This is a genomic window from Nocardioides sp. (assembly GCF_029937575.1).
In the GTDB taxonomy this organism is placed as follows: Bacteria; Actinomycetota; Actinomycetes; order Propionibacteriales; family Nocardioidaceae; genus Nocardioides.
The window spans coordinates 1-21280 of the sequence record NZ_JAPYPS010000006.1 but is presented as its reverse complement, the minus strand read 5'-3'; the positions used below and the strand labels follow the sequence as shown (position 1 = coordinate 21280).

The 21280-nt window shown below is 70.8% G+C and carries 17 protein-coding genes and 1 tRNA gene; 4 read left to right on the top strand and 14 right to left on the bottom strand.

Annotated elements, in window-relative coordinates; genetic code table 11:
- Nucleotides 1-295: 295 nt before the first annotated feature.
- Together leuS and Q1K33_RS03635 are read right to left on the bottom strand one after the other, a co-directional pair.
- Nucleotides 296-2803: a leucine--tRNA ligase gene (gene leuS / locus Q1K33_RS03640; RefSeq protein ID WP_300400703.1), complete on the bottom strand. Its 2508-nt coding sequence runs from the start codon at nucleotides 2801-2803 to the stop codon at nucleotides 296-298.
- 144 nt (nucleotides 2804-2947) lie between these two features.
- The gene (locus Q1K33_RS03635; protein WP_300400701.1) at nucleotides 2948-3298 is read right to left on the bottom strand and encodes a hypothetical protein; all 351 of its coding nucleotides are present in this window, start codon (nucleotides 3296-3298) and stop codon (nucleotides 2948-2950) included.
- A gap of 14 nt (nucleotides 3299-3312) precedes the next feature.
- Here Q1K33_RS03635 and Q1K33_RS03630 point away from each other — a divergent pair, with 14 nt between their 5' ends.
- Nucleotides 3313-4083, top strand: a complete 771-nt coding sequence (locus Q1K33_RS03630; protein ID WP_300400699.1) for a 3-oxoacyl-ACP reductase family protein — start codon at nucleotides 3313-3315, stop codon at nucleotides 4081-4083.
- Between the two features lie 22 nt (nucleotides 4084-4105).
- Here Q1K33_RS03630 and Q1K33_RS03625 read toward each other — a convergent pair whose 3' ends face one another.
- Both Q1K33_RS03625 and Q1K33_RS03620 read right to left on the bottom strand, forming a co-directional pair.
- Nucleotides 4106-6208 (bottom strand): PhoX family phosphatase, encoded by a 2103-nt coding sequence (locus Q1K33_RS03625; RefSeq protein ID WP_300400696.1) that lies wholly within the window; start codon nucleotides 6206-6208, stop codon nucleotides 4106-4108.
- A gap of 81 nt (nucleotides 6209-6289) precedes the next feature.
- Nucleotides 6290-7267, bottom strand: a complete 978-nt coding sequence (locus tag Q1K33_RS03620) for an AraC family transcriptional regulator (protein ID WP_300400694.1) — start codon at nucleotides 7265-7267, stop codon at nucleotides 6290-6292.
- 69 nt (nucleotides 7268-7336) lie between these two features.
- On the opposite strand from Q1K33_RS03620, the gene Q1K33_RS03615 reads away from it, so the two are divergent.
- On the top strand, nucleotides 7337-8812 hold the full coding sequence (locus Q1K33_RS03615) for an NAD(P)/FAD-dependent oxidoreductase (protein ID WP_300400691.1): 1476 nt from the start codon (nucleotides 7337-7339) through the stop codon (nucleotides 8810-8812).
- Nucleotides 8813-8825: 13 nt separating this feature from the next.
- Here the strand turns inward: Q1K33_RS03615 and hrpB are convergent, their stop codons facing one another.
- Nucleotides 8826-11351: an ATP-dependent helicase HrpB gene (hrpB, locus tag Q1K33_RS03610; RefSeq protein WP_300400688.1), complete on the bottom strand. Its 2526-nt coding sequence runs from the start codon at nucleotides 11349-11351 to the stop codon at nucleotides 8826-8828.
- Between the two features lie 120 nt (nucleotides 11352-11471).
- Entirely contained in the window at nucleotides 11472-14726 is a 3255-nt protein-coding gene (locus Q1K33_RS03605; protein WP_300400686.1) for a M14 family metallopeptidase, read from the bottom strand.
- Between the two features lie 368 nt (nucleotides 14727-15094).
- Here Q1K33_RS03605 and Q1K33_RS03600 point away from each other — a divergent pair, with 368 nt between their 5' ends.
- Nucleotides 15095-16135, top strand: a complete 1041-nt coding sequence (locus Q1K33_RS03600; protein WP_300400683.1) for a CapA family protein — start codon at nucleotides 15095-15097, stop codon at nucleotides 16133-16135.
- A gap of 140 nt (nucleotides 16136-16275) precedes the next feature.
- Nucleotides 16276-16620 (top strand): hypothetical protein, encoded by a 345-nt coding sequence (locus Q1K33_RS03595; protein ID WP_300400681.1) that lies wholly within the window; start codon nucleotides 16276-16278, stop codon nucleotides 16618-16620.
- A 199-nt stretch (nucleotides 16621-16819) separates the two neighbouring features.
- Here Q1K33_RS03595 and Q1K33_RS03590 read toward each other — a convergent pair.
- The 8 genes from Q1K33_RS03590 to Q1K33_RS03555 all read right to left on the bottom strand — a co-directional run bounded on the left by Q1K33_RS03590 (nucleotide 16820) and on the right by Q1K33_RS03555 (nucleotide 21218).
- Nucleotides 16820-16892: transfer RNA gene (locus tag Q1K33_RS03590), tRNA-Ala, on the bottom strand.
- Nucleotides 16893-16973: 81 nt separating this feature from the next.
- On the bottom strand, nucleotides 16974-17612 hold the full coding sequence (locus Q1K33_RS03585; protein WP_300400678.1) for a histidine phosphatase family protein: 639 nt from the start codon (nucleotides 17610-17612) through the stop codon (nucleotides 16974-16976).
- A gap of 1 nt (nucleotide 17613) precedes the next feature.
- Complete coding sequence (gene rsfS / locus Q1K33_RS03580) at nucleotides 17614-18015, bottom strand: ribosome silencing factor (protein ID WP_300400676.1); 402 nt, start codon at nucleotides 18013-18015, stop codon at nucleotides 17614-17616.
- Complete coding sequence (gene nadD, locus Q1K33_RS03575; protein ID WP_300400914.1) at nucleotides 18015-18620, bottom strand: nicotinate-nucleotide adenylyltransferase; 606 nt, start codon at nucleotides 18618-18620, stop codon at nucleotides 18015-18017. Before nadD ends, rsfS begins: the two co-directional genes overlap by 1 nt.
- 31 nt (nucleotides 18621-18651) lie before the next feature.
- Complete coding sequence (locus tag Q1K33_RS03570) at nucleotides 18652-18810, bottom strand: hypothetical protein (RefSeq protein WP_300400674.1); 159 nt, start codon at nucleotides 18808-18810, stop codon at nucleotides 18652-18654.
- Nucleotides 18811-18829: 19 nt separating this feature from the next.
- Complete coding sequence (locus tag Q1K33_RS03565) at nucleotides 18830-19303, bottom strand: VTT domain-containing protein (protein ID WP_300400672.1); 474 nt, start codon at nucleotides 19301-19303, stop codon at nucleotides 18830-18832.
- A complete protein-coding gene (locus Q1K33_RS03560) occupies nucleotides 19300-19914 on the bottom strand; it encodes a CDP-alcohol phosphatidyltransferase family protein (RefSeq protein ID WP_300400670.1) in 615 nt (204 codons plus the stop codon). The genes Q1K33_RS03565 and Q1K33_RS03560 overlap by 4 nt, the downstream gene beginning before the upstream one ends.
- Before the next feature lie 32 nt (nucleotides 19915-19946).
- Entirely contained in the window at nucleotides 19947-21218 is a 1272-nt protein-coding gene (locus Q1K33_RS03555) for a glutamate-5-semialdehyde dehydrogenase (RefSeq protein WP_300400667.1), read from the bottom strand.
- Nucleotides 21219-21280: the final 62 nt, after the last annotated feature.

Here is a 21280-nt window from a genome sequence, read left to right as displayed (position 1 = left end):
CCTCACCCCGCTCTGCGATGGCGCACCCGTGCCCGGGGGCGCCGCCTCGGAGCCTGGGGACGATGCCGCCCCTGCGGCAGCCGGACCCGCCTCCGCAGCAGGATCCGCGTCCGAGCCGGAGCAGCCCTGGACGAGCAGCAGCGTTGCCGCCACGGCCAGCCCGGCTCGGTGACGACCCACGTTCAACCCCACGACGCATACCTCCACCGCCATCGCTCGGCGGCGCCGCGCCCGGAAAGGATGACACGTGGATCGACGCAGCGGAACGTTTTCGGCCAGCACCGACGCAGGTCGTTCAGACGACGACGTTGACCAGCTTCGGCTCGCGCACGATCACCTTGCGGATCTCCCGGCCGGCGATCGCGGCGACCACGGTGTCGTCGGCCAGGGCCAGCGACTCCAGGTCGGCGGCCGTGATCGCGGGTGCGACCTCCAGCCGTGCCTTGACCTTGCCCTGGATCTGGACGACGGCCGTGACCGTGTCCTCGACCAGCAGCGCGGGATCGACCGTCGGCCACGGCGCGTGGCTGATGGTGGGCTGGTGGCCCAGGCGCTCCCACATCTCCTCGGCGACGTACGGCGCGACCAGCGACAGCAGCACCGCGACCACCTCGGCCGCCTCGCGCACGGCCGGGTCGGCCGGACCGGCGCCGGAGTCGACGGCCTTGCGGGTGGCGTTGACCAGCTCCATGACGCGGGCGACGACGACGTTGAAGCGCTGCGACTCGATCAGGCCCTCGGCGTCGTGGACCGTGCGGTGGGTGACTCGGCGCAGCGCGACGTCGCCGTCGGCGTACGACACTCCCGGCTCGGAGGTGACGTCGCCGCTCAGCCGCCACGCCCGCTGGAGGAACTTCTGCGAGCCGGCCGGGGACACGTCGGCCCAGTCGATGTTGTCCTCGGGCGGGCTCGCGAAGACCAGCGTCAGACGCACGGCATCGACGCCGAACTCGGTCAGCTGGGTGCCGAGGTTGACGCCGTTGCCCAACGACTTGGACATCTTCTTGCCCTCGTTGATGACCACGCCCTGGCCCAGCAGGCGCTGGAAGGGCTCGACGAAGTCCAGCATGCCCATGTCGTGCAGCACCTTGGTGAAGAAGCGGGCGTACAGCAGGTGCAGCACGGCGTGCTCCAGCCCGCCGACGTACTGGTCGACGTTGCCCCAGGTCGCCAGCTTCTCGGGGTCGAAGGGACCCTCGGTGAAGCCGGGCGAGGTGAAGCGCAGGAAGTACCACGACGAGTCGACGAAGGTGTCCATCGTGTCGCTGTCCCGCTTGGCCGGACCGCCACACGACGGGCAGTCGACGTTGACCCAGTCCTCGGCGGCCGCCAGTGGCGAGACGCCCTTGGGCTTCAGGTCGGCACCCTTCAGCTCGGGCAGCTCGACGGGCAGCTGGTCCAGGGGTACGTCGACCTCGCCGCACGACGGGCAGTGGATCACCGGGATCGGGCAGCCCCAGAAGCGTTGGCGGCTCAGCAGCCAGTCGCGCAACCGGTAGTTGACCGTGCTCGTGCCGGTGCCGCGCTCGGCCAGCACCTCGATCATGGTCGCGATGCCGGCCGCCTTGTCGGTGATCCCGTCCAACGGGCCGGAGTTGACGTAGGCACCGTCACCGGCCGTCGCGACGCCGCTCTCCTCGGGGTTCTCCTCCCCGGTGTCGACCACACGTCGTACCGGCAGGTCGAAGGCGCGGGCGAAGTCCAGGTCGCGCTGGTCGTGGGCGGGCACCGCCATGATCGCGCCGGTGCCGTAGTCGGCCAGCACGTAGTCGGAGGCCCAGACCGGCACCTCCTCGCCGTTGACCGGGTTGGTCGCGGTGACTCCCAGGTCGACTCCGCTCTTGAGCCGGTCGGTGGCCAGGCGGTCGATGTCGGAGGCCTTGCGGATCTCGTCGCGGTAGGCCTCGAAGGCGGGGCGCTGCTCGTCGCTGACGATCTCGGCGGCCAGGTCGGCGTCCGCCGCGACGACCATGAACGTCGCCCCGTACAGCGTGTCGGGGCGCGTCGTGTAGACCGTCACGGGCTCGTCGCGACCGGTGACGGCGAAGTCCACGTGGGCGCCCTCGGAGCGCCCGATCCAGTTGCGCTGCGCCACCACGACGCGGTTCGGCCAGTCGTCGGCGACGGTGTCCAGGTCGGCCAGCAGACGCTCGGCGTACTCGGTGATCTTGAAGTACCACTGCGTCAGGTCGCGCTTGGTCACCACGGCACCGCAGCGCTCGCAGGCGCCGTCGACGACCTGCTCGTTGGCCAGCACGGTCTGGTCGTTGGGGCACCAGTTGACCGGGCTCTTCCTGCGGTAGGCCAGGCCACGCTCGCGGAACTTCAGGAACAGCCACTGCGTCCACCGGTAGTACTCGGGGTCGGAGGTGTGCAGGCGTCGCGACCAGTCGAACGACAGCCCGTAGGCGCGCATCGACTCCGCCTGGGTCTCGATGTTGGCGTAGGTGTACGTCGCCGGGTGCTCGTCGTTGCGGATGGCGGCGTTCTCGGCGGGCAGCCCGAAGGAGTCCCACCCCATCGGGTTGAGGACCTCGAACCCGCGGAAGCGCCAGTAGCGCGCGATCACGTCGTGCAGCGCGAACACCTCGGCGTGACCCATGTGCAGGTCGCCGCTCGGGTAGGGGAACATCGTCAGCGCGTAGCGGCCCTGCTTCTCGCCCGAGGCCACCGCGGCGTCGTCGGCCCGGAACGGGTCGAGGTCGTCCCAGACCTGCTGCCACTTCTGCTCGATCGCCGCGGCGTCGTACGACGTGGGCTGCTCTGCGGTGGACTGCTCGGCGTTGGCGGGCTGCTCGGCCATCGGTTTCTCCTGCTCGGGCGCTGCATCTGGGACGTACGTGCTCTGGACATGAAAAAACCCCTCGCATGGAGGGGTGGCCGCGCGATCAACGAGTGATCAGCGCGGCTGTCCAAGGAGCAGGGTGGGCGTGCTCATGAGCACATGCTAGCGCGTGAGCACGGAGTCGAGGAAGGCGACCTGGGCGGCGACCGACTTCTCGGAGACCTCACCGACGCAGATGTCGAAGTGGCCGACGTCGAAGCGCTCGACCTCGACCCGCCCCCGCGCCCTGCGGGCGACCCGCTCCACCGCGGACGGCGGCGCGATCGTGTCGCCGGCCGCGGCGAACCGCTCGGCGAACGGCGTCAGACGGGCGTCCTTGGTCGCGCCGAAGCCGTGGGCCATCACGACGCACGGGCGCCCGGCGGGAGTCGTCCACGCCTCGCTCCCGGCTCGGTGGTGCCACGCGGACGGAGCGTCGCCGTGGGAGGTCAGGGTCAGCTCGGAATGGGTCACCCTACGATCAGGACATGCCTGAACACACTGTCAACGACCTGTTCCGTCTCGACGGCAAGGTAGCCGTCGTCACCGGCGCCTCCAGCGGCCTGGGTGTCGCCTTCGCCCAGAGCCTGGCCGAGGCGGGCGCCGACCTCGCACTCGGGGCGCGCCGCGTCGACCGGCTCGCCGAGACCGCGGCGCTCGTCGAGGGCGCCGGGCGTCGTGCACTGACCGTGGCCACCGACGTCGCCGACCCCGACTCCTGCTCGAACCTGGTGGCGCTGGCGATAGAGGAGTTCGGCCGCGTCGACATCCTGGTCAACAACGCCGGCATCGGTACGGCGGTCCCGGCCACCCGCGAGACTCCCGAGGAGTTCCGTCAGGTCATCGACGTCAACCTCAACGGCTGCTACTGGATGGCCCAGGCCTGCGGGCGCGTGATGCAGCCGGGCTCGAGCATCATCAACATCTCCTCGGTCCTCGGCCTGACCACGGCCGGACTCCCCCAGGCCGCCTACGCGGCTTCCAAGGCGGGCCTGATCGGGATGACGCGCGACCTGGCCCAGCAGTGGACCGGGCGCAAGGGCATCCGCGTCAACGCCATCGCGCCCGGCTTCTTCACCTCCGAGATGACCGACCAGTACCCCGACGGCTACCTGGACTCGATGGGCGCCCGGATCCCGATGGGACGCAAGGGCGACCCGGTGGAGCTCGCAGCCACGATCGTGTGGCTGGCCTCCGACGCGGCCGGCTACGTCACCGGGCAGACCCTCGCCGTCGACGGCGGGATGACCATCACCTGATCACCCCGGCCGCCCGACGTGCTCAGCGGTCCTTGTACGCGACGCAGACGGCGGGTCGCGGGTAGTCGTTGGTGTGCGGCCAGGTGCTGGCCTGGCTCTCGAACGTCGCTCCGTCGATCTCGCCCGGGTGCTGGACCGCGAAGAACAGCGACCGGTTGTTGTCGGTGATGAGCGGCCCGCACGCCTCGGCGCCCAGCGGCATGGTGACGAACTGCAGGACCTGGCCCCGGTTGGGCCCGGAGACCGGCACTCGGAAGATGCCGTCGTTGGAGCCCAGGACGTTGCCGTCGGTGGAGATCCACAGGTTGCCGTCGCTGTCGAAGCTGACGTTGTCGGGGCAGCTGATCGGGCTGACCTTCGACTTGTCGAACCCGCCGAAGTAGGTCTCGGCCGCCGACGGATCGCCGCAGACGAGCATCAGGTCCCAGGTGAAGTCGTTGCGCGAGTGGTTGCCCTCGACGGCCGAGATCTCCAGGACGTAGCCGTTGCGGTTGCCCGAGGCCTCGGTGAGCGGAGCGTCGAGGGAGGCCCGCACCATCGAGCTGCCGACAGGGTTCGCCTCGTCGACCGGCATCGCCGCGCTGCCCCGGTTGGAGTTGTTGGTCAGTGCCGCGTACACCTTGCCGTTGACGAGGTTGGGCTCGACGTCCTCCGGACGGTCCATCTTGGTCGGCGCGACGAGGTCCGAGGCCAGGCGCGTGAAGATCAGTACGTCGGCGACCGACATGCCGGGCACGAAGGACTCGGTGTCGGTGGTCAGCTTGATCCAGCGGCCGGTGCCGTCGTACAGACCGTCCTCGGAGCCGTCGCCGAGCAGCTTGGCGACGTAGAGCGTGCCCTGGCTGAGCAGCTCCTTGTTGTGGCGGTGGGCCTTGCGCGACTTACGCGCGTCGAACTTCTTCGCCGAGACGAACTTGTAGAGGTAGTCGCCGCGCTCGTCGTCGCCCATGTAGGCGACCGCGTGCCCGGTCTTCGAGATGATGATGTTGGCGCCCTCGTGCTTGAAGCGTCCGAGCATCGTGTGCTTGCGCGGGGTGACCTTGGGGTTCATCGGGTCGATCTCGACGATCCACCCGAAGCGGTGCGCCTCGTGCGGCTCGTTGGTCAGGTCGAAGCGGGGGTCGACCTCGCTCCAGCCGCGGCCGCTTCCGGTGATCCCGTACCGGGCGTACTCGGCGGTGTAGCGCTCGTCGAGACCATCGGAGGCGTCGAAGTACTGGTTGAAGTTCTCCTCACCCGACAGCACAGTGCCCCACGGGGTCGTCCCCCCGGCGCAGTTGTTCAGCGTGCCACGGGCGCGCGTGCCGGTCGGGTCGACCGAGGTCTGCAGGCGCTCGTCCCCAGCAGCAGGTCCGTCGAGCTTGAAGAGCGTCTCGATGTGGTATCGCTTGTTCTCCGGGCACTTCTTCAGGTTCTTGACCTGCTTCCACGAACCGGGCGCCTTGCCGCGCTTGATCCGCACGACCGACATTCCGTGGTTGCTCATCGCGATCGCCTTGATCTCGGCGTCGGTGTAGGTGTCGGCGGGGAACATGATGTTCTCGTCGGTGTACTCGTGGTTGACCACGAGCAGTGCGTGGTCGCCGCGCAGCGGCAGCACGCCCACGTAGTCGCAGTTGTAGCCGAACTGCATCTTCGCGGCCTCGGGAGTCTGCTTGTAGGCGTCGAAGCGCGGGGCCCCCGGTACGACGCGGTCACCCCAGCCGATGACGACGGAGCTGGTGTAGCCGCGCGCCGTCACCACCGCATCCCGCCTGTTGGGCTTGACCGGGCGGAAGGTCGCCTTGGCCAGGTCCGGCTTGGTCGCGCGCGCGTCCACGGAGCCTCCGGGACGTCCGGTGACCACGGTGGTGCCGGTGGCCGCGGCGGCCGGTGACAGCAGTCCTCCGAGCACGAGCGCACCGGCACCCGCGGCGGCGCCGCCGAGCACGGTGCGGCGCTGGACCGCCTTGGCGATCTCGTCCTGGATGTGACCGTTCTCGGTCCGGTTGGGCTCGGGGTGGTCGCACGCGTTGCCGCACCGGAAGAAGCACGTCATGTTGCTGCGTGACCCGTGCGGGCCGCTCGGGGAGAGGGGGGTCAGGGGGATGAGACGACGTTCGGTCGTGGGCTCAAGGGGGGTCATGTCGGCGAAAATATTGAGCCTCGGAGTGTCCACGGTTGCCGTGAGGTGAACGGCGTCCGACGACTGGCCGTCCGCAGTCCTTCACGCTCGTCCCGTACGGCGCCAGCGCGCCCGCGCATGCGCGAGAGCCGCCGCATCGGCGTACCCGAGTCGGGCCGCCACGACCGCCACGGGCATCGTCGATCGACCGTTGAGCAGGGCCGAGGCCATCGAGGAACGGACCTCGTCGAGCAGTTCCTGGTATCCGGTGCCCTCGACCCGTAGTCGTCGGCGCAGCGTCCGCTCGCTCACGGCCAGGGCGGAGGCGACCTCGTCCATGGGTGCCCCGCGTTCGAGGCGTTGGGTGATCAGGACTCGCACGTCCTGGGCGAGTCCGGTGCGAGCCCGTCTGGCCCCGACGATGTCGCCGCACACCTGCTCGGCGAGAGCCCGCCGCTGCGGACTCCGCTCGGGCAGCGGACGATCGAGCTGATCGGCGCCGAACTCGATCGACGCCGCGGAGTCTCCCCACGTGAGCGTCGAGCCGACCCCGCCCGGCACCAGGCTCTCGAGCACGCGCCGGACCGCGACGGCGTCCCGCTCGACGAGGAACCGGCGCACGTCGCCGGGCAGCCCGTCCCCCGACACCGTCACGACCACGCGGTCCCCCTGGATCTCCGCCCGAGGGAGAGCGAACGCGTTGCTCAGGTCGATGAAGCTGACCGCCACCGACATCGCGTCCAGCACAGTGGGGCTGGCCAGCATCGCGTAGCCGAACGCACCGAACGTCGCGGCCTCGTAGCGCTCGCCCACGAGTGCACCGACGTCGCCCAGCGTGCGGTGCAGGGTCCTCACCACGCGCAACTCCTGCGCCGCCGTGACCTCGACGGCACGGTCCCGACCACCGGTGGCGAGCACGTCCCCGGCATCCAGACCGGTCCCGACCATGGTCGCGCGCGGGGAGAGCCCGGCCTCGCGAGCGAAGGCGAGCAGCACCCGTAGGCCTGTCGAGGAGCGAGGGAAGTCCCAGTCCTCGGCGACCGGGTCCAGGCGCTGCGGCCGCGGCGACGACGAGGACATGTCCGGAATTATCAACCGTCCGACCAGGCGGGCCTGCCCCGGCCCCGGACCAGCGCCTAGGTTCGAGTCATGAGCAGCGTCGCACGTGGATCAGGCCCTCGCGTCATCATCATCGGAGCCGGCTTCGGGGGGCTGGGTGCCGCCCGGGCCCTGCGCCAGCAGGGAGTCACCGACATCACCGTGCTCGAGCGTGCCGACGGAGTCGGCGGGGTGTGGCGCGACAACACCTACCCCGACGCCGCCTGCGACGTGCCGTCGCCGCTGTACTCGTGGTCGTGGGCGGTCAACCCGGCCTGGGGTCGTCGCTACTCCAAGCAGCCCGAGATCCTCGCCTACCTGCGCGAGTCGGCCGAGCGCGAGGGCCTCACCGACCTCGTCGTCACCGGAGCCTCGGTGAGCTCGTGCGTCCTGCAGAAGGACGGCGCCACCTGGACCGTCACCACGTCCGAGGGCACGACGTACGAGGCCGACCTCGTCGTCTCCGCGGTGGGCCAGCTGTCCAACCCGGTGATCCCGCGGCTGCCGGGCGCCGACTCGTTCGCCGGCCCCGCATTCCACTCGGCCCAGTGGCGCCACGACATCGACCTGGCCGGCAAGAAGGTGGCCGTGATCGGCACCGGTGCCAGCGCGATCCAGTTCGTGCCCGGCATCGTCGACCGGGTGGCCGAGATGACGGTCTTCCAGCGCTCGGCGCCGTACGTCGTGCCGAAGCCCGACCAGGAGTACCGCCCGCGCCACCACCGCGCCTTCGACCGCTGGCCGCGGCTGCTCACGATCGAGCGGGCGACGACCTTCAAGCTGACCGAGCTCCTCAACGCCGCGCTCGGCGGACAGGTGCGCTGGTCCAAGGCGCTGCTGGCCGCGATGGGCACCGCCTGGAAGCTCCACCTGCGCCGTCAGGTCAAGGACGCGTCGCTGCGCAAGAAGCTCGTGCCCGACTACGACATCGGTTGCAAGCGGATCCTCTTCTCCAACGACTGGTACCCGGCCCTGGACCGCGACCACGTCGCGGTCGTCACCCACGGCGTGACCGCCGTGGAGCCGACCGGCGTGCGTGACGACACCGGTGCGCTCCACGAGGCCGACGTGATCATCTGGGGTACCGGCTTCGCCGCCACCGCGTTCCTCGCCGACATCGAGGTGACCGGGGCCGACGGCGCCGACCTGCACGAGGCCTGGTCGGGAGGCGCTCGTGCCCACCTCGGTCTGGCCGTTCCCGGCTTCCCCAACTTCTTCGCGATCTACGGCCCCAACACCAACCTCGGCGGCAGCTCGATCATCGGGATGATGGAGGCACAGGCCGCCTACGTCGCCCAGGTCGCACGGCGCCTCGCCGACTCCGATGCCCGGCGTGTCGAGGTGCGCGAGGAGGTCTACCACGCCTACGACACCGAGATGCAGACCCGGCTCGCCGACACCGCGTGGACCGGCTGCGAGAGCTGGTACGTCGACGGTCCGCGGATCACGACCAACTGGCCGGGCAGGGTGAGCGAGTATCAGGAGCGCACCGCGAACGTCGACTGGTCGGAGCTGTCGGTCAGCTGAGGGCGGTGGAGCATCAGCCGCGGCGCTTGGTGCCCTTCAACGGCGCCGCGGTCGCCGGGTCCTCGGGCCAGGAGTGCTTGGGGTAGCGGCCGCGAAGCTCGGCACGCATGCCGGGGTAGCCGGTCGTCCAGAACGACTCGAGGTCGGCGGTGACCGCGGCCGGCCGGCCGGCGGGCGAGAGCAGGTGGAGCAGCACCGCCACCCGGCCGTCCGCGATCCGCGGCGTCGCGGCGGCGCCGTACATCTCCTGGACGCGGACGGCGAGCACCGGCTGGTCCGGGCCGTAGTCGAGGCGCACGGTGCTCCCGCTGGGCACGGCGAGCCGCTCCGGCGCGAGCTCGTCCAGACGACCCGCCTCGGGCCACGGGAGCAGCCGCCGGAGAGCGGAGTGGACGTCGACCCGGCGCAGGTCGGCGGTGGTGCGCACGCGCGCCAGGTCGGCGCCGAGCCAGGTCTCGACGCCCCGCAGCAGTGCCTCGTCGCCGACGTCGGGCCAGGGCTCACCGAACGTGCAGTGCAGGAACGCGAGTCTCGCTCGCAGCGCAGCGGCGCCGTCGGTCCAGCGCAGCACCCCGAGCCCGGCGCGGGCGAGCCCGTCACTCACGGCGGCGGCGACGGCCAGGGGGTCCGGGTCGGCGATCGGGCCGCTGCTCAGCTCGATCGCGCCCAGCCGGGTGACGCGCCGACTGATGATCCGCCCCTCGCTCCAGCGCACCTCGTCGACCTCCTGCCAGCGCCCGGCCGCCGCCTCGAGGGCCAGCGACTCCTCCAGCGGCGCCGCGGACCGCACGAGCGCCTCCCGGGCACCGGGACGGCGGTCGGCATCGGCGATCGCCAGCCACTCGATCCCACTCAGCGCTGTCGCCTCGCCCGGCAGGACCGCCCCCGTCCCGGAGACCATGAGGAACGACTGCGATCCCGGACGCCGCCGGGCGATGCGGTCAGGGTGCGCCAGGGCGACCACCGCACCCACCGCGAGGTCGTCACCGAGCGAACCTTCCCCCTGGTGCGCCCGCACGTCATCGGGCAAGGAGCCGAGCAGGCGCCGTACGGCGGTCCGCCACGCACCGGACTCCCCTCCGCTGCCCCCGGCCCGCAGGCCCCGCAAGGCGGCCACGAGGTCGGCTCCGGGCGCGCGCACGTCCTCGGCGAGCAGGGCCACGACCTCGGCGGCCCGCCGGGCGCCGACCAGGGGGGCGCCGGACAGCAGCGCACGGCCCAGGCGTGGGTCGGTAGCCAGACGGGCGATCGCGCGCCCGCGCTCGGTGACGGCTCCGTCGCGGCCCACGGCGTCGAGGTCGATCAGGATGCCGAGCGCCGCGTTGAGAGCAGCCGGCGGCGGTGGGTCGAGCAGGGCGAGGCCCTCGCCGCGCGGGGCGCCCCACACCGCTGCCTCGAGGGCGAAGGACGTGAGGTCGGCGGTCGTGATCTCCGGCAACGGGTGGGCAAGCAGGTGGGGGTGCTCGGACGCGGTCCAGCAACGGTAGGCGGCCCCCGGACCCTCACGTCCGGCGCGACCGGCGCGTTGCTCGGCCGAGGCTCGGCTGACTCGCACCGTCACGAGACCGGCGAGTCCACGTCGGTGATCGGTGCGTGGCTCCCGGGACAGGCCCGCGTCGACGACGGCGCGGACGCCGGGGACGGTCAGCGACGACTCGGCCACGGCGGTCGAGACGACGACGCGACGGCGCGGACCCCGGGTGAGGGCCCGGTCCTGATCGGCGCCGGCGAGGCGGCCGTGCAGCGGTCGGACGTCGATGTCCGGCTCGCCCTGGAGGCGTCGGACGACCTGGTCGACCTCGCGGGCACCGGGCAGGAAGGCGAGCACGTCTCCGCTCGTCGCTGCCAGGGCCCGACGCACGGTGGAGGCGACGTGGTCGAGGAAGGCCGGTGTGATCCCCCGGTCGTCGGAGGGACGTACGCCGGGAGGTGGCGGCGCCCAGCGGACGTCGACGGGGTGCAGCGAGCCGGGGACGGTGACCACCGTCGCCGGGCGGTCACCACCGATCAGCCGGGCCGTGCGCTCGGCCTCGACAGTCGCCGACATCGCGACCATCGGCAGGTCCTCGCGCAGGTGGCGGCGCACGTCGACCAGGAGGGCGAGGGTCAGGTCGGCGTCGAGCCGGCGCTCGTGGACCTCGTCGAGGATCACGACCCCGATCCCGGGCAGCTCGGGGTCGCGCTGGAGGCGACGAAGCAGCACCCCCGTCGTGACGAACTCGACCTGCGTGGCCGGTCCCCCACGTCGATCGCCTCGGACGGCGTACCCGACGGTCTCACCCACGGGCTCGCCGAGGAGGTGGGCCAGCCGCGCCGCCGCCGCGCGGGCGGCGAGGCGTCGTGGCTGGGTCACCACGACCCGTCCGGCTACCGCGAGCGCGACCGCCGGTGGCACCAGCGTGGTCTTGCCGCTGCCCGGCGGCGCCTGGACCACGGCGGCCCCATTGTCGGTCAGTGCCGCCGTCACCTGCTCCAGTCCGGCGGCGACGGGAAGGCTCGGGGGGTCGGCGAGCAGTCGAAGCAGCGAGTCCCGGGACATGGGGCCAGTCTTGCTGGTGTGCTCGCCACCGCGAGCTGGCGGAGGCGGTAGGGCACGCCGAAAGGGCCGACACCCCGAGGGTGCCGGCCCCTTGACGGGCGGTTGCTGACCGCGTGGCGGCTAGCGGATCGTGATCCGCGTCCGGTCGGTCGAGCGCTTCACCAGGCCCGTGGCGGCCAGGACGCCGCGCAGCTTGTGCTTGCCCTTGCCCAGCTTGAGCGTCACGACCTTGACCGCGCCGGACTCCACGGTGACCACACGACGCTTCGTGCCGTTGTCGATCAGCGTGACCTTGCCGCGAGTCGAGACGTCCGGGACGGTGAGGGACAGCGTCACCCGCACCTTGCGACCCTTCTTGGCGACCTTCTTCGCCTTCAGCTTCAGCGTCGAGCTCGCCTTGGCGACCTCGATGCTGGCCACGTCACTCGCCGACGGCGTGAAGGTCGCAGAGCTCGGGGTGAACTCCGCGACGAACTCCGTGGTCCCGGGGGTGAGTCCGGTGACCGGGATGCTCGCCGTCCCGTCGGCGACCTCCGCGGTGCCGATCACGTCGTCGTCAGCCACCAGCTCGACGGTGCCGGGCGTCGTGCCGTCACCTGCTGCGACCGTCACCTCGACAGTCGCTGCACCCGGGTAGGTCACCGGCTCGACAGGCGCCACGGTCACACCGGTGTCGGTCGGAGCCAGCACCGGGTCTCCCTCAGGCGCAGCCCAGAACAGCGCCCGCGCCGCGGAGCTCAGCCCGCCCTTGGGGTGGGTGCGGAAGAACGGCGAGGTCCCGAAGACGAACGCCTTGGCGCCGGTCTCCTCGTCGGTGGCCGAGACGGCCGCGGCGTTGCCCGCCGCCGACTCCGGACCGTTGGTGTCGTTCGTGGCGCGCCAGTGACCCGCCAGGTACGGCGTCTCGGCGTCGTAGGTCTGCTCGACCACCGTGCCCTCACCCAGGTCGGCGTAGGAGTAGGCCGGGTAGATGAACGCGTAGTCCTGGGCGTACGGCGAGAGCACCGACCCGGCGGGTGTGTCGACCGCCACGATGCCGTTGCCCGAGCGGTTGCCGTCGATGCGGGTACCGCTCATCAGACCGACCCGGCTCGCGAAGCCGAACAGGCCGGTGTTGCCGTTGCCGCCCTCCTTGCCGACCAGGGCGCCGCCGTCGTCGAGGAAGTCCGACAGCGCAGACTCCCCGACGGATCCGACACCGGGGTTGAAGGTGCCTCCGACCCAGACGACGTCGACGTCGTCGAGCACCTCGGGGCTCGAGTTCAGGCTCGACGGGGAGACGGGCACGAGGTCGTCGAAGCCCAGCTGGGTCAGCGACAGGTAGTCGTCCTGGTTGCCGGAGTAGGCGATCGTGAGGTCAGTCAGCGCCTTGGTGTCTTCCGAGCCCAGCGCGGCGAGGTCCGCCTGAGTCGCAGGCTCCATGGCGATGTCGAACTCTGCGGCCGCCGCTGCGGCCACGTCGTACGACTCGGGCCCGACGACGGCCGACCCGTCGGCCAGCATCGAGACCGGCGCGCCCTCCTCCAGGATGGCGTTGAGGGCCTCGTAGTCGGAGACGCCGGCCACGTCGAAGGTCAGGTAGCCGGGCGTGGTCGGGACCGATGCATCCACGGGGACCTCCACGATCGGCGTGGTGGCGCCGATCGGTCCGTCCTCGGTCAGACCGACCTTGTCGACGGTGGCGCCCCACGTGTACGAGTAGCTCCACGCGGAGATGTCGTACATCGAGGGGACCTTGGCCGAGATGTCCTCGCCGAGGTCGAGGAGCACGTTCGCCAGCCCACGAAGGGGCTGGTGCATGTCGACGACGTAGGACCCAGCGGGGTACGTCGTCCCGTCCACGGTGGCGTCGGCGTCCAGCGTGCTCACCTCGACGTCGTGCGTCAGCAGCTGCTCGACCAGGCTCGAGGCATCGCTGCTCGAGCGCTGACCCTCGCCGGTGGGGATGACGTAGGCGCGCGGCAGCGTCACCGGCTCCTGGTCGTCGGCGACGTCCCACAGCGGCTTCCACTCGGTCGGGCCGGGCACGCCGTCGACGTCGTCCAGAGTCAGAGCCTGCTTGGGCTCACCGGCACTACCCCGACGGAAGACCTCGATCTGACCCTTGATCATGTCCTTGGCGTGGCCGGCCACGTTCATGTAGCCGACGATGCTCTTCATCGTCCGCACGGCGACCGCGGTGTTGACCACGGCACGCTCCGGGCTCTGGCGACCGCCGCCGGCTCCGCGGCTCAGGGGGAGCTCGACCGTGGCCGAGGCGGCGCCGTAGAACGCCGCGTACTGGGCCGTGAAGATCGGCGGGAAGTCGTCCCACCCGTCGGGGGTGTCGCGGTAGGGGATCTTGATATGGGCGGTCTCCGGCCCGGTGTTCTCCGACACGACCCGGCGCGTGTCGACGTTGAAGTAGGTGTTGCCGGGGATCTCGGCGTCGACGACGTCCTTCTCGACCTTGAGAGCGAGCGCATAGTTGTGCGGCATGTAGAGGTCGTACTCGTAGTTGGAGCCGTGCGGTGGACCGCAGGGCTCCATCTGGAGCACGCTCGTGTACCCGTGGAAGTCGGCGGCGTAGATGGGCTGGACTGCCTGGGCGGTCCGGATGAACGACTTCGTCTCCGGGGTCGCGTTGGTGATCATGTCGCGGTTGGGGTCCAGGCCGATCGCGGTGGCGCGGGTGGCGTTGGTGCGGCCGTCGGGGTTCAGCGAGAGCGAGAAGTAGACCCGGTTGTTGGCCAGGATGCTGCCGACCTCCACGAGCGGCGCCGTGGCGAGGTACTCGACGTACTGCATGGCGGCGTCGGTCCCCTCCCACTCGTTGCCGTGGATGTTGTTGCTGATCCAGATCGGGGTCTTGTAGTTGTTCAGCAGCTCGGTGCTCGCCGCGGCAGCGTCCGGGTCGTCCTTCATCAGGTTCTTCCAGGCCGCCTGCTCGGCGGTCTCCTCCGCCGTCTCCGGAGCGGTGAGAGTCACGAGGTACAGATCGCGCCCCTCGCTGGACTGGCCGACCACCTGGGTCGAGATCCGGTCGCTGCGTGACATCAGGTCCAGCAGGCGGGGCGCCAGGTCGGGGTGGCCGAGCAGCTCGGCGGTGTGCGCCGCGTCGTCGTCGTTGTCGCGGTAGATCCTGAGGTCGGGCTGGTACGGGTAGGACTGCGGCATCACGATGGGGTCGCCCGAGACGGCTGTCTCGGCTGCCCGGCGGATCAGCTGCGCGGTGCTGAGCGGCTCGACGGCCGTGGCCGTGCCGGCTCCGCGACCACCGCTGGTCGGGGACGGCGGTTCGGCGGTGGCCTGCTGGGTGGCAGGCGCCTCGCCCGGTTCGGCTGAGACCGATGGCCCGGCCAGCACCGTCGTCGCGGCGACGGCCAGACTGGTCACGCCGATGAGAACGCGGGAGTTCCTCACTGATGAGCTCGATTCTTTGGTGGGAGTGGTGCGCCCGGGATGACCACCTCGGAGCGAATCGTCAGAATGCCTGACAATCTCATTCAAGAGGCCTCTTGAAACCGAGTGTTTACATTCGGTCTCGACCAGCGAGCAGATCCACGGCCCGGCTCGGTGCCGTGGCCACGAGTAGGGTCGACCCCATGCGGCTGGCGGCTGGTTCGACGGCGAGACGGGCGCTCGCTCCCCTGCTGCTGGTGGCCCTCGCGGGGTGCTCGTCGAGCACTCCGCCCGTGGCAGCTCCGTCCCCAGCACCGCCTGCTCCCCCGTCGACCCCCGTCCTTCCGTCCGGGTCAGCAACAGTGCCGGGTCTCCCCGACCCGACTCCCCTGACGATCGCGGTGGCCGGCGACGTGCACTTCGAGGGCACGGTGCGTCGCCTCCTCGACGCGCCGGGGAGAACCCACCTGCCCGTCAGTGACGCCCTGGCCTCTGCGGACGTGGCCGTCGTCAACCTCGAGACGTCGGTGGGCACCGGCGGTCAGCCGGAGCGGGGCAAGCGGTTCACCTTCCAGGCACCGCCGACGGCCTTCGACGCCTTGGCCCGCGCCGGCGTCGACGTAGCGACCATGGCCAACAACCATGCTCTCGACTTCGGACGAGACGCGCTGGCGGAGACGTTCGACGCCATCGACGCCGCGCGCTCGGCCCGGCCGCCTCTCGCCGTCGTCGGCCTCGGCGCCGACATCGACGAGGCCTTCCGCCCGGCGCTCACGGCCGTGGACCACACGGTCGTGGCCACCGTCGGCGCCACTGTCGCCGACCTGGACCCCACGGCAGACCGCACCGGCCAGTGGGCCGCCGCCGACGGCGTACCCGGCACTGCGGACGCGATCCGACCGCGCCGCCTGCTCGAGGCCGTCTCCGCAGCAGACGCCGCGGCCGATGTCGTTCTCGTCTACCTCCACTGGGGCATCCAAGGAGAGCGGTGCCCCGACGAGTCCCAACGCGTCCTCGCCCGACGCGTGGTCGCCGCCGGCGCCGACATCGTCGTCGGCAGCCACGCCCACCGCCTGCAAGGCGACGGCTACCTCGGCGGTCGCACCGAGGGCTACGTGGCCTACGGGCTCGGCAACTACCTCTGGTACACCCAGACTCCCGACACCTCGTCCACGGGCGTGCTCACGCTGACCGTCGACCCGCCGACCTCACGAGCGGGCCGCGCGACCGTGACCGAGTCCGAGTGGGAGCCCGCGGTCATCGACTCCGCCGGCATCCCGCGACCGATCGCGGGCCAGGCGGTCGAGGATTTCGCCGACGTCCGCCAACAGCTCCGGGCCTGCGCGGGTCTCACGCCCTCGGCGGCCCCGAGGAGCTCGGCCTCCCCGCGACCATTGGACTAGACCGATGAGGGTGGGGTAGGTCACTTCGTGAGCGGGCAACTCGGGTTGCCACCGATTTACCACACGATCTGCGTTTCGGGTCCGCCGCGGTGATTCAACATGGGCCTGACCTGTTCAGAGTTCAATCGACAGGAATCTCAATGACCGAGGGTCCCCCACACCTCGACAACGACGTCGACACCACCGACACGCAGCTCACCCTGCACCGCCCTCTCGAGCAGCTCGACGAGCCCCGACGCGATGCCGTCGCCAGGTGGCTGATCGCCCACGACATCGACCCGGGACGGGTGGCACTCGATGCCCCGATCCAACGCGATGAGACGACCTTCAGCCTGGCCTGGCGCGAGCAGACCGACGAAGGGCTCGTCGTGCACCGCGTCTTCCCCGCCGTCACCAAGGACGACCACTGGCCGGCACCGTTCCCCGAGGAGCTGCGCCGCAGCGCCCCCGTGGACCACCCCCGCGCCAACGTGGCGCACGGTTAGAACTGGGTCTTGCCGAGCCGGGCAGCGGTCGCCGGCACGAAACGGCTCACCGGCCGACCAGGGGAGGTCGGCGTGCGCCGGACGCGGCTGCACGACCTGCGCGGTCCCGTGACCGATCGGTGACCGACCTGGCCCCAAAAATGTCCGAGGCGGTCCCCGGTGATGACCGGAAACCGCCTCGGACCTGCACTTCTCTCGGTGGAGCTGAGGGGATTCGAACCCCTGACCCCCTGCATGCCATGCAGGTGCGCTACCAGCTGCGCCACAGCCCCGAACCGCTGCCCCGTGGGGCAACTCGGAGTACTTTAGCCAACGCGTCGCGCGAAGCGAAATCGCCCCCCATCAACGGGGTGTCAGGCCGTGCGGTTGTAGGCCACCAGCCGCAGCGCGCCGACCCCGTGGAGGTCCAGGTGCTCCTGGAGGACCACCCATCCGCAGTTGTCGAGGCCCCGCAAGGTGTGGAAGGCGTCGTCCGGCCAGCCCAGCAGCGCACCGGTGGCCACCCGGATTGCCGCGCCGTGCGAGACGGCCAGGGCGGTCCCCCCGGGCTCGGTGACGGCCAGGAGCTCGCCCAGGACGGTGGTCGTCCGGATCTCGACCGCGGAGGTGCGCTCAGCGCTCGGACACGCGTCGTAGTGCCCCCGCCGGAACTGCTCGAACTCCTCCGGGGCTGCCGCGGCGTACTCCCCGTGGGTCAGGCCCTCGCGCTCGCCGAAGAAGAACTCGCGCAGGCGAGCGTCGTACGTCGGCACGAGGCCGGTCGCTGCGGCCACCGGAGCGCAGGTCTGGCGCGTCCGGGCGAGGTCGGAGCACCAGAGCAGGCTGGGTGAGAGCGTGGCCATCACGTCGGCCACCCGCTCGGCCTGCTCCCGGCCGACATCGTCGAGATCGACCTCGAGCTGGCCCTGCACCCGCCCGGCGTGGTTCCAGGCGGTACGGCCGTGGCGGAGCAGGATCAGGGTGCGAGGTTGCGAGACTCGCTTCGCTCGCACCTCAACCACCGTCAGGCGCTCCCGAGGGCGAAGCGGGACCCGCGACGTCGGCGGGCAGCTCGATGACCGGGCAGTCGCGCCAGAGGCGCTCGAGGGCGTAGAAGTCACGCTCCTCCTCGTGCTGGACGTGCACCACGATCTCGCCGTAGTCGATGAGCACCCAGCGCCCGTCGCGCTCGCCCTCGCGGCGGATCGGCTTGGCACCGATCTCTCGGAGCTTGTCCTCGACCTCGTCGACGATCGCCTTCACCTGGCGGTCGTTGGTGGCCGAGGCGAGCACGAAGGCGTCGGTGATCGCCAGCTGCTCGCTGACGTCGAAGGCGATGATCTTCTGGGCGAGCTTGTCGCCCGCGGCGCGGGCCGCGGCGTGCACGAGCTCGAGGGCATGGTCAGTGGCGGTCATCAGGAGTCTTCCATGGGGTAGAGGCGGTGCTTGGTGATGTACTGGACGACCCCGTCGGGGACGAGGTACCAGACGGGCCGGCCTTCACGCTGTCGCTGGCGACAGTCGGTGGAGCTGATCGACAGGGCGGGGATCTCCAGCAGCGTGACCCGGTCGTGCGGCATGAGGTCGACCGTCGCGGGATCCAGCTCGGCCCCTGGCCTGGTGCAGCCGACGAAGTGGGCCAGGTCGAAGACCCGCTCCGCATCGCGCCAGCTGAAGATGTCGCCGAGGGCATCGGCGCCGGTGATGAAGTAGAGATCGGCATCGGGCAGCTCGACGGCGAGGTCGCGCAGCGTGTCGATCGTGTACGTCGGACCGTCTCGGTCGATGTCGACCCGGGAGACGCGGAAGCGGGGGTTGGCCGCAGTGGCGACCACCGTCATCAGGTAGCGGTCCTCGGCCGGCGAGACCACGCGGTCCGACTTCTGCCACGGGCGCCCGGTCGGCACGAACACGACCTCGTCGAGGTCGAACCACGACTGAGCCTCGGAGGCCGCGACCAGGTGTCCGTGATGGATGGGGTCGAAGGTGCCTCCCATGACGCCGATCCGGCGTCGCGCAATCGCACGGTGGGTCACGAGGGCTGACGGACCACTAGCTGTGCTCGCGTCCTCCACCGAACGCGATCAGACCGAGGAGCAGGGCGAGCAGGATGCCGAGGGCGATGGCGCCGATGACCCACGGCGGAACGGCCGGGTCGCCGGCCTCCTCGGAGGCACGGAGGACTGCGGTGGTGATCAAGCTCAGCGACATGGCGCTCAGCGTATACGGGTCAGTGGAAGAGGAGGTCAACGCCCACGAGGATCAGGTAGAACCGCGCGGCTCGACCTACGAACACCGTCGGCACGAAGACCCACAGCGGCATCTTCAGGGCGCCCGCCACGACCGCCATCACCAGCAACGGCGGGATCCCCACCGACGCCGCGAGCAGCATGACGACCCCGGCGTACCACGGCCGCCCCTCCATCCGCTCGGTCCACCGGGCGTGAGCGGCCTGGAGCTTGTTGTTGGACAGCTTCTTGCGGGCCCAGTCGGTGTCGATGCCGCGGCGAGCGACCTCGTACCAGACGACCTTGCCCGCGGTCTGGCCGGCGCTGGCCACCAAGGCGATCCCCACGGCACCCCAGCCGGTCACGTCGGCCACCCCGGAGGCACCGGAGATCCCACCCAGGTAGATCTCGATGTTGATGAACGGCAGCAACGCCGACCCCAGCGCGACCACGAAGGTGGTCAGCAGCAGGATCATGCGGGGGCGCGCTCCGGGACAGGCAGCCCGAGCTCGAGCAGCCACTTCAGCGACACGCACTTGAGCACCACCAGGGCGCTGGCGATGATCAGGCCCAACCACCACCAGCCGGTGATCAGGAGGAGCACCGCGAAGAGCGACGAGTTGACCGCCTTGGCCGGCTTGGACCAGTTCCAGCGGTAGATCCGCGCGTCGACCACGTAGAAGTAGTTGGGACTGCGGATCGGCCAGGCGAGGAAGGCGAGCGACAGGAAGAAGTCGATCACCATGAACTCGAAGAGGTACACCGCCACCGGCAGGATCATCTCGTGCTGCAGGGCGGCGAACCCGAGGTAGAAGGCGGCGCAGTTCAGCCGGTCGCACAGCATGTCCATCACGCCGCCGATCCGCGTCTCGCAGTCGAAGCGACGGGCGTAGGCGCCGTCCGCCATGTCCCCGACCCAGTAGACGCCCAGCCCCACGACGAGCCAGACCAGCTCCTCCTGCCAGACCCCGACCAGGCACAGCGCGAAGGAGGCGATCGTGCGCACAAACGTGATGATCGTGGCTCCGGTCCAGAGCCGCTCAGCCGCGGGGTCGGCGTGCACGGACAGTCCCTGATGCTCGGCCACGCGGTGACCCTACCCGGGGTCCGCGGCCGCCCTCACCTGACGTGGCCGTCGCCGGTCACGACGTACTTCGTCGACGTCATCTCGGGCAGTCCCATCGGTCCGCGAGCGTGCAGCTTCTGGGTGCTGATGCCGATCTCGGCGCCGAAGCCGAACTCCCCACCGTCGGTGAACCGGGTCGAGGCGTTGACCACGACGGCCGCCGAGTCCACGGCGGCCACGAACCGCCGAGCGGTGGCCTGGTCCCGGGTGACGATCGCCTCGGTGTGACCGCTGGAGAACCGCCGCACGTGCCGGATCGCGCCCTCCACGTCAGCCACGACCGCCACCGACATGTCCAGGGAGAGGTACTCGCGGGCGTGGTCCTCGTCGGTGGCCGGCACGACCCCGGCCAGGGACACCGTCGCCGCGTCGCCGTGGACGGTCACACCGGCCTCCTGCAGGGCCACGACGACTCGCGGCAGGAAGTCCTCGACCAGATCCGCGTGCACGAGCAGCGACTCCGCCGCGTTGCAGACGCTCGTGCGGTGGGTCTTGGAGTTGAGCACGATCGACAGCGCCTGGTCGAGGTCGGCAGCCGTGTCGACGTACACGTGGCAGTTGCCCACCCCGGTCTCGATCACCGGCACCGTGGACTCCTCCACCACCCGTTGGATCAGCCCCGCTCCCCCTCGCGGGATCAGTACGTCGACCAGGCCGCGCGCCCGCATCAGCGCGCTCACCGTCGCCCGGGTGTCGGCCGGCACCAGCTGGACGCAGTCGGCGGGCAGCCCGGCCGCCTCGACGGCTCGTCGCAGGACGGCGACGATGGCGGCGTTGGACGACGCGGCGCTCGAGGACCCCCGCAGCAGCACGGCGTTGCCCGACTTGAGGCAGATGCCAGCGGCGTCGGCGGTCACGTTGGGCCGCGCCTCGTAGATCATCCCCACGACACCGAAGGGCACCCGCACCTGCCGCAGCTCCAGCCCGTTGGCCAGGGTGCTCCCCCGGACGACCTCCCCGACCGGGTCCGGGAGACCCGCCACCTGGCGCAGCCCCTCGGCCATCGCCTCGAGCCGCTCGGTCGTCAGGCGGAGCCGGTCCACGATCCCGGGGTCGGTCCCGTCGGCCTCGGCACGGGCGACGTCCTCGACGTTCGCGGCCAGGATCTCGTCGTTGTGGTCGATCAGCGCCTCGGCCATGGCGGCCAGCGCGGCGTCCTTGGTGGCACGGGTGGCCAGGGCGAGATCCTGGCCGGCCGTTCGGGCGCGGGCGGCGAGGGCGCGGACGACGGCCTCGGGGTCGGCGGTCTCGGTCGGGGTGGTCACGGGGCGAGCCTAGATGACAAATTCCAAGGGGTGTCAGTGGTCGTAGGCGGTGAGTGAGCGTC